Origin of the sequence: Kitasatospora sp. NPDC057198, from assembly GCF_042670125.1 — a bacterium.
Classification (GTDB): Bacteria; Actinomycetota; Actinomycetes; order Streptomycetales; family Streptomycetaceae; genus Kitasatospora.
Genome location: NZ_JBHUWH010000160.1, coordinates 1 through 15639, shown reverse-complemented (window position 1 = coordinate 15639; position 15639 = coordinate 1). Strand labels below are relative to the sequence as shown.

Here is a 15639-nt window from a genome sequence, read left to right as displayed (position 1 = left end):
TTGGCCTGCCCCGGATTGCCCACCACACCGGCCACCGAGGAGAACAGCACGAAGAAGTCCAACGCACGGTCACGGGTCAACTCGTGCAGGTACCAGGCCGCGTCCACCTTCGGACGCAGCACCCGTCCGACCCGCTCGGGCGTCAGAGCCGACAGCACACCGTCGTCCAACACCCCCGCGACATGCACCACACCCGTCAACGGCACCCTCGAGACGACCTCCGCCAACTCCTCACGATCGGCCACGTCACAGGCCGCCACCAACACCTCGACCCCCGACTCCTTCAACTCCGCCACCAACTCCGGCATCCCCGCCACGTCCACACCCCGACGCGACAGCAGCACCAACCGCTCCACCCGACCCGACACCGCCAGATGCCGGGCCACCAGACCACCCAACGCACCCGACGCACCCGTCACCAGCACCGTGCCCGGACGACGCCCCTCCACCGACGCCGGCAAGGGCGACAACCGGACCAGACGCGGCACCCGCACCTGACCACCACGGACGGCGAACTGCGGCTCACCGGACGCCACACCCTCACGCAGCGCGGACAGCGCCTCGTCCGAGAACCCGTCCAGATCCGCCAGCAGCAGCCGCCCGGGGTTCTCCGCCTGCGCGACCCGCACCAGCCCCCACACCGGCGCCGCCACCGGCTCCACCACCACCTCAGGACCCGCGTCCACCGCCCGCTCGGTCACCAGCAGCAACCGGGAACCGGCGAACTCCTCAGCCCCCAACCACTCCTGCACCAGCGCAAGCGCGCCGACCGCCGTCCGGTGAGCCGAGGCTGCGAGGTCGGCGGCGTACGGCTCGGGCACGACCCGGGCCACCACCAGCTCAGGGACAGTGCCGGAGGCCCGCAGGGCCGACAGGTCGGCGTACGACTCGGTGCCGGGCAGCCCGTCACCGAGCGAGACCCAAGTTCCGCCGCTCGGAACGTGGTGGGCGCCAGCGGCGACCCACTCCATGCCGAACAGGTCGTTGCGGGCCGGTTCCGCCGCAGCCGCCACGAACGGCCGCAGCACCACGGCTCCCACCGAGGCGATCGGTGCGCCGGACGCGTCGGCCAGGGTCACCGAGACGCCCTCGCCCGAGGCCGCCGGGGCCACCCGGACCCGGGCCGCCACCGCGTCCGCCGCGTACACGACCGCGTCGGACCAGGCGAACGGGATCTCCGGACGACCGACGGACCCGCCCGCGCCCGCGCCCGCTCCTCCGATCACGTGCAGGGCGGCGTCCAGCAGCGCCGGGTGCAGACCGAACCCGGCGACGTTCATGCCCTCCGGGAGCGCGACCTCGGCGAAGAGCTCGTCACCGCGCCGCCAGGCCGCCCGAACACCCCGGAACGCCGGGCCGTAGGCGAGGCCCCCGGCGGCGAGGGCCGGGTAGAAGCCGTCCAGCTCGAGCACCTCGGCACCGACCGGCGGCCACTGGGACAGCCCTTCGACATCGGCCGGGGTGCCGGTGGTCAGGGTGCCGGTGGCGTGCCGGGTCCACTCCGCCTCCGATGCCGCGTCCTCCGGCTGGGCGTAGACCGCGACAGCCCGGCGGCCCGACTCCTCGGGGCCGTCCACCGTCACCTGCACCCGGACCGCACCCTGCGCGGGGAGCACCAGCGGGGCTTCGATCAGCAGTTCCTCGACCCGGTCACAACCCGTCTCGTCACCGGCCCGCACCGCGAGTTCGACCAGCGCCGCACCCGGCACCACGGCCAGTCCGTCCACCGCGTGATCGGCCAGCCAGGGCTGGGCGGCCAGCGACAGCCGTCCGGTCAGAACAAGCCCACCGGTCGCGGGCAGCGTCACGGCCGCCCCCAGCAGCGGGTGCGCGGGCGTTCCGAGCCCGAGGTCCTCGGCCCGGCCGGCCGCGACGGGCGTCAGCCAGTAGCGCTGGTGCTGGAAGGCGTAGGTCGGCAGGTCCACCCGCCGGGCCCCGAGGAACAGCCCGGCCCAGTCGACCGGAACGCCCCGGACGAACGCCCGAGCGAGACCGGTCAACAGTGCCCGGGGCTCGTCGCGGCCCCGGCGCAGCAGTGCGATCCACGCCTCGTCGGCGGGAGTGGTCCCGGTGGCGGTCTGGGGGCCCATGCCGGACAGCACGCCGTCCGGACCGATCTCGACGAACGTCCGAACGCCGTTTGCGCGCAAGGCGTTTGCGGCGTCCGAGAAGCGGACGGCCTCGCGGACGTGCCTCACCCAGTAGGACGGGTCGGTCACCTCGTCGGTGACAGAGGCGCCGGTCAGCGCCGACACGAAGGGGATCCGGGGCGCGCGGTAGGAGACGGACTCCACGATGCGCGCGAACTCGGCGAGCATCGGCTCCATCAGCGGCGAGTGGAACGCATGCGAGACCTGGAGGCGCTTGGTACGCGCACCCCCGGACGCCAACTCCTCAGCAGCGGACAGGACTTCTGCCTCCACGCCGGAGATCACCACGGCGGTCGGCGCATTGACGGCAGCGATACCGACACCCGGACGGTCCGCGATCGCCGCCAGCGCCCGCTCCTCGGTCACCTCCACCGCCACCATCGCCCCACCGGTGGGAAGTTGCTGCATCAACCGGCCACGCGCGGCGACCACCGCGCACGCATCGTCCAGCGACCACACACCCGCAACGTGCGCAGCCGCCAGCTCGCCGATCGAGTGCCCCGCCACCACCTGCGGGCTGACGCCCCAGGACTCGAGGAGTCGGAACAGCGCCACCTCAACGGCGAACAGCGCGGGCTGCGCCCACCCCGTCTCGTTGATCTCCCCCTCGCCACGGATCACCGCGGCGAGCGAACCCTCCAGGTGCTCGGCCAACGCCGCACACACCGCGTCGAACGCCTCCGCAAAGACCGGGAAAGCCTCGTACAACCCCAGGCCCATACCGACCCGCTGGGCACCCTGCCCGGTGAACACGAACCCGAGCCTGCCCGGGTTCCCGAGCGTGCCGGTCACCACCTCGGGCGTCTCGACACCTTCGGCCAACGCCCGTAGGCCACCGGCCAGTTCGTCACTGTTCGCGCCCAGCACCACCGCGCGGTGCTCCAACGCCGCACGTGCGGTCGCCAGCGACAGACCCACGTCCGCGAGGTCCTCACCGACCAGGCCCGCCAAACGCTCCGCCTGGCCGGCCAAGCCCGCCGCGGACCGGCCCGACACCACCCACGGCACCACCGGCACCACCGGCAACGACACCCGCTCCGCAGCAGGCGTCTCCGCCACCACCGGGGCCTGCTCGATGATCACGTGCGCGTTGGTGCCGGAGAACCCGAACGAGGAGACGCCCGCGCGCCGGGGATGTCCGGCGTCCGGCCAGGGCCGGGCCTCGGTGACCAGGCGGACGGCGCCCGCCTCCCAGTCGATCCGACTGGATGCCTCCTCCGCGTGCAGCGTCGCCGGGACGATCCCGTTGCGCATCGCAGCAATCATCTTGATGATTCCTGCCGCGCCTGCGGCGGCCTGGGCGTGGCCGATGTTGGACTTCACCGATCCGAGCAGCAACGGCCGTTCGGCCGGCCGGTCCTGGCCGTAGGTCGCCAGCAGCGCCTGCGCCTCGATCGGGTCACCGAGCTTGGTGCCGGTGCCGTGACCCTCGACCACGTCCACCTCGGCGGCGGACAGACCCGCGTTCGCCAACGCCGCCCGGATCACCCGCTGCTGCGACGGACCGTTCGGAGCCGTCAGACCGTTGGAGGCGCCATCCTGGTTCACCGCCGAACCGGCCACCACCGCAAGGATGCGGTGTCCGTTGCGCAGGGCGTCCGACATCCGTTCCACGACCAGCATGCCGACGCCCTCGCCCCAGCCGGTGCCGTCTGCGGACTCTGCGTACGCCTTGCAGCGGCCGTCCGACGCCAGACCGCGCTGGCGCGAGAAGTCGATGAAGGTACCGGGCGTGGCCATCACCGTCACGCCACCGGCCAGCGCCAGGCTGCTCTCGCCCGAGCGTAGCGACTGGCAGGCCAGGTGCAGCGCGACCAGCGAGGACGAACACGCCGTGTCGACGGTCACCGCCGGTCCCTCCAGGCCGAGCGTGTAGGAGACCCGGCCCGAGGCCACCGATCCGGTGCCGCCGGTGCCGAGGTAGCCCTCGACCTCCTCCGGCACGAAGTGCGAAGGCAGGTAGTCGTGGTAGAAGAGCCCCGCGAACACACCCGTCGCACTGCCGCGCAGAGCCGTCGGGTCGATGCCCGCATCCTCCAGCGCATGCCAGGAGGTCTCCAGCAGCAGCCGCTGCTGCGGGTCCATCGCCACCGCCTCGCGCGGACTGATCCCGAAGAACTCGGCGTCGAACTCGCCCGCCCCGTAAAGGAACCCGCCCTCACCCGAGACGCTCTTGCCCACCGCGTCCGGATCCGGATCGACCAGATCGGTCGACCAACCGCGGTCGGTCGGGAAGGCACCGATCGCATCACCACCCGAACTGAGCAGCTCCCAGAACTCGTCCGGGGAGGCGACCCCGCCCGGGAACCGGCACGCCATCCCCACGATCACCAGGCGGTCCTGGTCTGCGGGGACGGTGCGGGTCGCGGGGCCGGCGGTCCGGGCAGCCGCGGTGGGGTTCGGTTCGTCGATCAGTTCGCCGAGCACGAAGTCGGCCAGGGCGGCCGGGGTCGGGTAGTCGAACACCACCGTGGCCGGCAGGCGCAGACCGGTGGCGGTGTTCAGCCGGGTGCGCAGTTCGACGGCGGTGAGCGAGTCGAAGCCGACGTCCCGGAAGGAGCGGCCGGAGCCGACCGCTTCGGGCCCCGCCATGCCCAGCACCAGGGCGGCCTGGGACAGCACCAACTCCCGTACCGCATCCAGCCGTTCGTCCGCGCTCAGCGGCGCGAGCCGGGCGGCCAGCGCGTTCTGGGCGTCACCGGCGGCGCGGCTCGAGGAACGCCGGGTGCGGGTGGGGCGGACCAGGCCGGAGAGCAACGGCGATACCTCGCCGGAGCGTTGCAGAGAGGTGAGGTCCAACTCGGCCGCGACCAGCAGGGGTTCGGGGCGAGTGACGGCCGCGTCCAGCATGGCGAGGCCGTTCGCGGTGGCGACCGCGCCCAGCCCCTGCCGGGACAGGCGGCGCCAGTCGGCCTCGGTCAGGTCGGCCGCCATGCCCTGCTCCCACGGGCCCCAGGCCAGGGAGACGGCGGGCAGGTCGAGGGCGTGGCGGTGGGCGGCGAGGGCGTCCAGGAAGGTGTTCCCGGCCGCGTAGTTGGCCTGGCCCGGGTTGCCCCAGACGCCCGCCACCGAGGAGAACAGCACGAAAAGGTCGAGATCGAGGTCGAAGGTCAGCTCGTGCAGGTGCCAGGCCGCGTCCACCTTCGGACGCAGCACCTGTTCGACCCGCTCGGGGGTGAGCGCGGCGAGCAGGGCATCGTCCACCGCTCCGGCCGCGTGCACGACGCCCGTCAGCGGGACGCCGGAGAGCACCTCGGCGAGCTGGGCGCGGTCGGCGACGTCACAGGCCACGACGTCCACCTCGACGCCGAACTCCTGTATCTCGGCAACCAGTTGGGCCATCCCGGCGGCCGCACGGCCGCGCCGCGACACCAGCAGCAGCCGCTCCGCCCACCCGGCCGCCGCCAGGTGCCGGGCCACCAGACCGCCCAGCGCACCCGACGCACCCGTCACCAGCACCGTGCCCGGACGACGCCCCTCCACCGACGCCGCCGGCGGGTGGGGCAGCCGGACCAGGCGCGGCACCCGCACCTGACCACCACGCACGGCGAACTGCGGCTCACCGGACGCCACACCCTCGCGCAGCGCGGACAGCGCCTCGTCCGAGAACCCGTCCAGATCCGCCAGCAGCAGCCGTCCGGGGTTCTCCGCCTGCGCGACCCGCACCAGCCCCCACACCGGAGCCGCCACCGGCTCCACCACCACCTCAGGACCCGCGTCCACCGCCCGCTCGGTCACCAGCAGCAACCGGGAACCGGCGAACTCCTCAGCCCCCAACCACTCCTGGAGCAGGCCCAGCACGTCCGCCACCAGCCCGCGCGCGACCTCCGGAACGTCCGACCCGGCCGGGGCCGCCACCTTGGCCACCACCAACTCCGGAACGGCACCGGACGCCAGCAGGGCCGACAGGTCGGCGTACGACTCCGCACCCGGTAGGCCACCGCCCAGCGACACCCAAGTGGGTTGCTGCGAGGCGGGGTTGGCGGGGGCAGGAATCCACTCCACGCCGAACAGGTCGCTACGGGTCGGCGCCTCGACAGCGACCGCGACGGGGCGCAGGACGAGCGAGCCGACGGTGGCGATCGGTGCGCCGGACGCGTCGGCCAGGGTCACCGAGACGCCCTCGCCCGAAGCCGCCGGGGCCACCCGGACCCGGGCCGCCACCGCGTCCGCCGCGTACACGACCGAGTCGGACCAGGCGAACGGGATCTCCGGACGGCCGACGGACCCGCCGGTGCCTGCGATCACGTGCAGGGCAGCGTCCAGCAGTGCCGGGTGCAGACCGAACCCGGCAACGCCCACGCCCTCCGGGAGGGCGACCTCGGCAAAGAGTTCGTCACCGCGCCGCCAGGCCGCCCGAACACCCCGGAACGCCGGGCCGTAGGCGAGACCACCGGCGGCGAGGGCCGGGTAGAAACCGTCCAGGTCGAGCGCCTCGGCGCCGACCGGCGGCCACTGGGACAGCCCTTCGACATCGGCCGGGGTGCCGGTGGTCAGGGTGCCGGTGGCGTGCCGCGTCCAGTTGTCCCCGGGTACAGCGTCCTCCGGCTGCGAGTAGACCGCGAAGACCCGCCGTCCGGCGTGGTCCGCCTCGTCCACCGTCACCTGCACCCGCGTGCCGCCCTCGGCGGGGAGCACCAGCGGGGCTTCGATCAGCAGTTCCTCGACCCGGTCGCAGCCCGCCTCGTCCCCGGCCCGCACCGCGAGTTCGAGCAGCGCCGCACCCGGCACGATCACCTGGCCGGCCACCACGTGGTCCGCCAGCCAGGGCTGGGCGGCCAGCGACAGGCGTCCGGTCAGAACAAGCCCACCGGTCGCCGGCAGCGACACGGCCGCACCCAGCAGCGGGTGCTGCGTCGGGGACTGGCCGAGCCCGGCCGCGTCCACCGTTGCGGTGTTGGAGGGCAGCCAGTAGCGCTGGTGCTGGAAGGCGTAGGTCGGCAGGTCCACCCGCCGGGCGCCGGGGAACAGCCCGGCCCAGTCGACCGGGACGCCCCGGACGAACGCCTTGGCGAGGCCGGTCAGCAGGGCCCGGGGCTCGTCGCGGCCCCGGCGCAGCAGTGCGATCCACGCCTCGTCGGCGGGAGTGGTCCCGGTGGCGGTCTGCGGGCCCATGCCGGACAGCACGCCGTCCGGGCCGATCTCCACGAACGTCCGAACACCGGCCGCACGCAGGGCGTTTGCGGCATCGGCGAAACGGACCGCCTCGCGGACGTGCCGGACCCAGTAGGACGGATCGGTGACCTCATCGGTGACAGCGGCGCCGGTCAGGGCCGACACGAAGGGAATCCGGGGCGCACGGTAGGAGACGGACTCCACGACCTGCGCGAACTCGGCGAGCATCGGCTCCATCAGCGGCGAGTGGAACGCGTGCGAGACCTGGAGCCGCTTGGTGCGCGCCCCCTCGGACGCCAACTCCTGCGCGGCGTCCAGGACTTCCGCTTCCACGCCGGAGATCACCACGGCGGTCGGCGCGTTGACGGCAGCGATACCGACACCCGGACGGTCCGCGATCGCCGCCAACGCCCGCTCCTCCGTCACCTCCACCGCCACCATCGCCCCACCGGAGGGCAGTTGCTGCATCAACCGGCCACGCGCAGCGACCACCGCACACGCATCGTCCAGCGACCACACACCCGCGACGTGCGCAGCCGCCAGCTCACCGATCGAATGGCCCGCCACCACCTGCGGAACGACACCCCACGACTCCAACAGCCGGAACAGCGCCACCTCGACGGCGAACAACGCGGGCTGCGCCCACCCCGTCTCGTTGATGTCCCCCTCGCCGCGGATCACCGCGGCGAGCGAGCCGTCCAGGTGCTCGGCCAACGCCGCACACACCGCATCGAACGCCTCCGCAAAGACCGGGAAAGCCGCATACAGCCCCAGGCCCATGCCCACCCGCTGGGCACCCTGCCCGGTGAACACGAAGCCGAGCTTTCCCGCACCACCCACCACACCCGAAACGACCTCGGGCACCTCAACACCCTCGGCCAACGCCGCCAGGGCCGTCCGCAGCTCCTCGCCGTCGGCGCCCAGCACCACCGCGCGGTGCTCCAATGCCGCACGTGCGGTCGCCAGCGACAGACCCACGTCCGCGAGGTCCTCATCGACCAGGCCCGCCAAACGCTCCGCCTGGCCGGCCAAGCCCGCCGCAGACCGGCCCGACACCACCCACGGCACCACCGGCACCACCGGCAACGACACCCGCTCCGCAGCAGGTGTCTCCGCCACCGCCGGGGCCTGCTCGATGATCACGTGCGCGTTGGTGCCGGAGAACCCGAACGAGGACACGCCCGCGCGCCGGGGGCGTTCGCCCGTCTCCGGCCAGGACTGGGCCTCGGTGACCAGGCGGACGGCGCCCGCCTCCCAGTCGATGTGCGAGGACGGCGCGTCCACGTGCAGCGTCGCCGGGACCACGCCGCGCTGCATCGCGGCCACCATCTTGATCACACCCGCGACACCGGCCGCAGCCTGCGCATGCCCGATGTTCGACTTCACCGACCCCAGCAGCAACGGCCGCTCAAACGGCCGTCCCTGCCCGTAGGTCGCCAGCAGCGCCTGCGCCTCGATCGGGTCACCCAACTTCGTTCCGGTGCCGTGGCCCTCGACCACGTCCACCTCGGCGGCGGACAGACCCGCATTCGCCAACGCCGCCCGGATCACCCGCTGCTGCGACGGACCGTTCGGGGCGGTCAGGCCATTGGAGGCGCCGTCCTGGTTCACCGCCGAACCGGCCACCACCGCAAGGACGTTGTGGCCGTTGCGCAGGGCGTCCGAGAGACGTTCCAGAACCAGGACGCCGACGCCCTCGCCCCAGCCGGTGCCGTCCGCGGACTCCGCGTACGCCTTGCAGCGGCCGTCCGACGCCAGGCCGCCCTGCTTGGTGAAGTCGATGAAGGTGCCGGGCGTCGCCATCACGTTGACACCGCCGGCCAGCGCCAGGCTGCTCTCGCCCGAGCGCAGCGACTGGCAGGCCAGGTGCAGCGCGACCAGCGAGGACGAGCACGCCGTGTCCACGGTGACGGCCGGGCCCTCCAGGCCCAGCGCGTAGGAGACCCGGCCCGAGGCCACGCCGCCGGAGCCTCCGGTGCCGAGGTAGCCCTCGACACCGCCGACGCTCTCGGAGGCCGCCCCGAACGGCAGGTAGTCGTGGTAGATCAGGCCGGCGAACACGCCCGTCGCGCTGCCGCGCAGAGCGGTCGGGTCGATGCCCGCGTCCTCCAGCGCGTGCCAGGAGGTCTCCAGCAGCAGGCGCTGCTGCGGGTCCATGGCGATCGCCTCGCGCGGGCTGATCCCGAAGAACGAGGCGTCGAACTCGCCTGCCTCGTACAGGAATCCGCCTTCGCCGGCCAGGCTCTTGCCGATGGCGTCCGGATCCGGGTCGTGGACGTCGGCGGGCCAGCCGCGGTCGGTCGGGAAGGGGCCGACGGCGTCGCGGCGGGCGGCGACCAGTTCCCAGAACTCGTCCGGGGAGGCGACGCCGCCGGGGAAGCGGCAGCCGATGCCGACGATGGCGATCCGGTCCTGGTCGGTGAGGGCGGCGCCCGCCGTGGCCGCGGTCTCGACCGCCACGGTGTCGGTGGCGGTGTCGCCGACGAGTTCGGCCAGCAGGAAGGCGCCGAGGACCGCGGGGGTCGGGTAGTCGAAGACGGCGGTGGCAGGCAGGCGCAGGCCGGTCACGGTGTTGAGGCGGTTGCGCAGTTCGACGGAGGTGAGCGAGTCGAAGCCGGTGTCGCGGAACGTCCGCGCGGTCTCGATGCTCTGCGGTCCGGCCATGCCCAGCACCAGGGCGGCCTGGGTGGCGACCAACTCGACTGCCGCTTCGGCCCGTTCGGCGGGTCCGAGGGCGCGCAGGCGGTCGGCCAGGGCGTTGCGGCTGTCGGCGGTGGGGGTGTCGGCCGCACGGCGGGCGGGTCGGACCGCCTGCCCGGACCGGACCAGGCCGGACAGGAACGGCGGGACGTCGCCGGAGCGCCGCAGTGCCGCCAGGTCGAGCTTGGCGGTCACCACCAGGGGGGCGGCGGTGCGGGGGGCGGCGTCCAGCATGGCGAGGCCGTCGGCGGCGGGCAGCGGGCGCAGGCCCTGCCGGGCCATCCGCTGCCAGTCGGCGCGGCCGAGTTTCGCGGTCATGCCGTGTTCCCACGGGCCCCACACCAGTGAGGTGGCGGGGAGGCCGAGGCGGCGGCGGTGGGCGGCGAGGGCGTCCAGGAAGGTGTTCCCGGCCGCGTAGTTGGCCTGGCCCGGGTTGCCCCAGACGCCGGCGATCGAGGAGAACAGCACGAAGAGGTCGAGGTCGAGGCCGCGGGTCAGTTCGTGCAGGTGCCAGGCGGCATCGGCCTTCGGGCGCATCGCGGCGTCCACCCGTTCGGGGGTGAGCGCGGTGGTCAGGCCGTCGTCCACCACGCCCGCCGCGTGCACGACGCCCGTCAGCGGGACGCCGGAGAGCACCTCGGCGAGCTGGGCGCGGTCGGCGACGTCACAGGCCACGACGTCCACCTCGACGCCGAACTCCCGTATCTCGGCAACCAGTTCGGCCATCCCGGCGGCCGCACGGCCGCGCCGCGACACCAGCAACAGCCGCTCCGCCCGGCCGGACGCCGCCAGGTGCCGGGCCACCAGACCGCCCAGCGCACCCGACGCACCCGTCACCAGCACCGTGCCGGGACGGGTGTCGGACCGGCTGTCGGAGCGGCTGTCGGCCCGGGGCAGGGTCAGGACGACCTTGCCGGTGTGCCGGGCCTGGCTGAGGAAGCGGAACGCCTCGACCGCGTGCCGCACGTCCCAGCAGGCGACCGGGAGCGGGCGCAGCGCGCCGTCCGCGAAGAGGCGGGTCAGGGTGCGGAGCATCCGGCCGATCAGGTCCGGGTCGAGCTCCAGCAGGTCGAACGCCCGGTAGGCGACGTCGTGTTCGCGCCGCACCTGCGCGGGGTCGCGGACGTCGGTCTTGCCCATCTCGACGAACCGGCCGCCGGGGTGGGTGAGTCGCAGCGAGGCGTCCACGAACTCGCCGGCCAGCGAGTCCAGGACGACGTCCATGCCGTGGCCGTCGGACGCGGCCCGGAAGGCCGGCTCGAAGTCCGTCGTGCGGGAGGAGGCGAGGTGGGAGGCGGCGACGCCCAGGCCGCGCACGGTCGGCCACTTGGCGGTCGAGGCGGTGGCGAACACCTCCGCGCCCAGGTGGCGGGCCAGTTGGAGTGCCGCGATGCCCACGCCACCGGCGGCGGCGTGGATCAACACCCTTTCGTTCTCCCGCAGTTCGGCCAGCTCGACCAGGGCGTACCAGGCGGTCAGGTACACCAGTGGCGCACCGGCCGCCTCGGCCGTCGTCCACCCGGGCGGGACGGGGGCCAGCAGCCGGTGGTCCGTGACGGCCTCGGTGGCGAACGCCCCCGCGAACAGGCCCATCACCTCGTCGCCCGCCCGCAGTCCGGTCACGCCCGGTCCGACCTCCAGGACGGTGCCCGCGCCCTCCAGGCCCAGGCGGCCCGCGTCGCCCGGGTACATGTCCAGCACGTTCAGCACGTCACGGAAGTTGACGCCCGCCGCGCGCAGCGCCACCCGGACCTGGCCCGCCCCCAGCGGGGGCGTGCTGTCGGTGCCGCGCAGGGTGAGGTTCTCCAGGGTGCCGCGCGTGTCGAAGTCCAGGTTCCACACCCGCTCCGCCGGGGCGGGCAGCCCCGCCGCGAGCCGGGCCAGGCGCGGCACCCGCACCTGACCAGCGCGGACGGCGAACTGCGGCTCGCCGGACGCCGCACCCTCGCGCAGCGCGGACAGCGCCTCGTCCGAGAAGCCGTCCAGGTCCGCCAGCAGCAGCCGCCCGGGGTTCTCCGCCTGCGCGACCCGCACCAGCCCCCAGAGGGGGGCCGCCGCGGGCTCCACCGCCACCTCCGGGCCCGCGTCCACGGCCCGCTCGGTCACCAGCAGCAGCCGGGAACCGGCGAACTCCTCCGTCGCCAGCCACTCCTGCACCAGACCCAGCACGTCCGCCACCAGCCCGCGCGCGACCTCCGGAACGTCCGGCCCAGCCGAAACGTCCGACCCGGCCGGGGTCGCCACCTTGGCCACCACCAACTCAGGAACGGCACCGGACGCCAGCAGGGCCGGCAGGTCGGCGTACGACTCCGCACCCGGAAGGCCACCGCCCAGCGACACCCAAGTCAGTTGACCAGAAGGCGACTTGGCTTCAACGGTGATCCATTCGACGCCGAACAGCCCGTCCCGGTCCGCCGCCTCGGCGGTGGCCGTGAAGGGACGCAGGACGAGCGAGCCGACGGTGGCGATCGGCGCACCGGACGCGTCGGCCAGGGTCAGGGCGAGGCCCTCCCCGGTCCGCTCCGGAACCACCCGGACCCGGGCCGCGGCGGCGCCCGTGGCATGCAGCTCGACGTCCGCCCAGGAGAACGGCACCTCCAGCCGGTCCCGGCGCTCGCCCGTCCCCACGATCACGTGCAGGGCGGCGTCCAGCAGCGCCGGGTGCAGACCGAACCCGGCGACGTTCACGCCCTCCGGGAGGGCGACCTCGGCGAAGAGTTCGTCACCGCGCCGCCAGGCCGCCCGGATGCCCCGGAACGCCGGGCCGTAGGTGAGACCACCGGCGGCGAGAGCCGGGTAGAAACCGTCCAGGTCGAGCACCTCGGCGCCGACCGGCGGCCACTGGGACAGCCCTTCGGTTTCGGCCGGGACGGTAGTGCTCAGGGTGCCGGTGGCGTGCCGGGTCCACTCCGCCTCCGATGCCGCGTCCTCCGGCTGGGCGTAGACCGCGACAGCCCGACGGCCCGACTCCTCGGGGCCGTCCACCGTCACCTGCACCCGGACCGCGCCCCGTGCGGGGAGCACCAACGGAGCCTCGACGATCAACTCCTCGACTCGTCCGCAGCCCGCCTCGTCCCCGGCCCGCACCGCGAGTTCGACCAACGCCGCGCCCGGCACGATCACCTGGCCGGCCACCACGTGGTCCGCCAGCCACGGCTGCCGCTCGACCGAGAGGCGACCGGTCAGAACAAGCCCACCGGTCGCGGGCAGCGTCACCGCCGCCCCCAGCAACGGGTGTCCCGGCGTTCCGAGCCCGAGGTCCTCGGCCCGGCTGCCCTGCACGGGCGTCAGCCAGTAGCGCTGGTGCTGGAAGGCGTAGGTCGGCAGGTCCACCCGCCGGGCCCCGGGGAACAGCCCGGCCCAGTCGACCGGGACACCCCGGACGAACACCTTGGCGAGACCGGTCAGCAGGGCCCGGGGCTCGTCGCGGCCTCGGCGCAGAAGTGCGATCCACGCCTCGTCGGAGACGGCGGGGTCGGTGGCGGTGGCGGTGGCGGTGGCGGTCTGGGGGCCCATGCCGGACAGCACACCGTCCGGACCGATCTCCACGAACGTCCGAACGCCGTTTGCGCGCAAGGCGTTTGCGGCGTCCGAGAAGCGGACGGCCTCGCGGACGTGCCGGACCCAGTAGGACGGGTCGGTGACCTCGTCGGTGACAGAGGCGCCGGTCAGCGCCGACACGAAGGGGATCCGGGGCGCGCGGTAGGAGACGGACTCCACGATGCGCGCGAACTCGGCGAGCATCGGCTCCATCAGCGGCGAGTGGAAGGCATGCGAGACCTGGAGGCGCTTGGTGCGCGCACCCTCGGACGCCAACTCCTGCGCGGCGGCCAGGACTTCCGCCTCGACGCCGGAGATCACCACGGCGGTGGGCGCGTTGACAGCGGCGATGCCGACACCCGGACGGTCCGCGATCGCCGCCAACGCCCGCTCCTCCGTCACCTCCACCGCCACCATCGCCCCACCGGTGGGCAGTTGCTGCATCAGACGGCCACGCGCGGCAACCACCGCACACGCATCGTCCAGCGACCACACACCCGCCACATGCGCGGCCGCCAGCTCACCGATCGAGTGCCCCGCCACCACCTGCGGAACGACACCCCACGACTCCAACAGCCGGAACAGCGCCACCTCAACGGCGAACAGCGCGGGCTGCGCCCACCCCGTCCCGTTGATGTCCCCCTCGCCGCGGATCACCGCAGCAAGAGAGCCGTCCAGGTGCTCGGCCAGCGCCGCGCACACCGCGTCGAACGCCTCCGCGAACACCGGGAACGCCTCATACAGCCCCAGACCCATGCCCACCCGCTGGGCACCCTGCCCCGTGAACACGAACCCCAGCTTTCCCGCACCACCCACCACACCCGAAACGACCTCGGGCACCTCCACACCCTCGACCAATGCCCGCAGCCCACCGGCCAGTTCACCAGCATCAACACCCAGCACCACCGCGCGGTGCTCCAACGCCGCACGCGAAGCCGCCAACGACAGACCCACGTCCGCGAGGTCCTCACCGACCAAGCCCGCCAAACGCTCCGCCTGACCGGCCAGACCCGCCGCGGACCGGCCCGACACCACCCACGGCACCACCGGCACCACCGGCAACGACACCCGCTCCGCAGCAGGCGTCTCCGCCACCGCCGGGGCCTGCTCGATGATCACGTGCGCGTTGGTGCCGCTGATGCCGAACGAGGAGACGCCCGCGCGCCGGGGCTGTTCGTCGGAGTGCGGCCAGGGGACGGCCGACGTGGCGAGGCGGACGGCGCCGGACTCCCAGTCGACGTGCGAGGTCGGTTCCTCGGCGTGCAGGGTGCGCGGCAGTTCCTCGTGCTGGAGGGCCAGTACGGTCTTGATGACGCCGGCGACGCCCGAGGACCACTGGGTGTGTCCGATGTTGGACTTCAACGAGCCGAGCAGCAGCGGCCGTTCGGCCGGCCGGTCCTGGCCGTAGGTGGCCAGCAGCGCCTGCGCCTCGATCGGGTCACCCAGCCGGGTACCGGTGCCGTGACCCTCGACCACGTCCACCTCGGCGGCGGACAGACCCGCGTTCGCCAACGCCGCCCGGATCACCCGCTGCTGCGACGGACCGTTCGGAGCCGTCAGACCGTTGGACGCACCGTCCTGGTTGATCGCCGAACCCCGTACCACGGCCAGCACCTTGTGGCCGAGCCGCCGGGCGTCGGAGAGGCGTTCCAGGGCGACGACGGCCGCGCCCTCGGCCATGCCCATGCCGTCGGCCTGTTCGGAGTACGCCTTGCAGCGGCCGTCCGCCGCCAGGCCCTGCTGGCGGCTGAACCAGGCGAGCCAGGAGGTGGTGGCGTGCACGGTGACGCCGCCCGCCAGGGCGAGGGTGCACTCGCCCGCGCGCAGCGCCTGGGTGGCGAGGTGGAGGGCGACCAGCGAGGAGGAGCAGGCGGTGTCGACGGTCAGTGCCGGGCCCTCCAGGCCGAGCGTGTAGGCGACCCGGCCGGAGATGACGCTGGGGGCGATGCCGGACTGGAGGTGGCCCTCCAGCTCTTCGGGGGCGTTGGCGCCGTAGCCGGACGAGGAGGCGCCGACGAAGACGCCGGTCGCACTGCCGCGCAGAGCGGTCGGGTCGATGCCGGCCCGCTCGAACGCCTCCCAGGAGAGTTCCAGCAGCAGGCGCTGCTGCGGGTCCATGGCGAGCGCCTCGCGC

General features: G+C 73.7%; 1 protein-coding gene. It reads right to left on the bottom strand.

Annotation, left to right across the window (positions count from 1 at the left end):
* Window positions 1–15639, bottom strand: a 15639-nt coding sequence (locus ACFUEL_RS19315; protein WP_380237565.1) for an SDR family NAD(P)-dependent oxidoreductase, incomplete at both ends; no start/stop codon positions are given.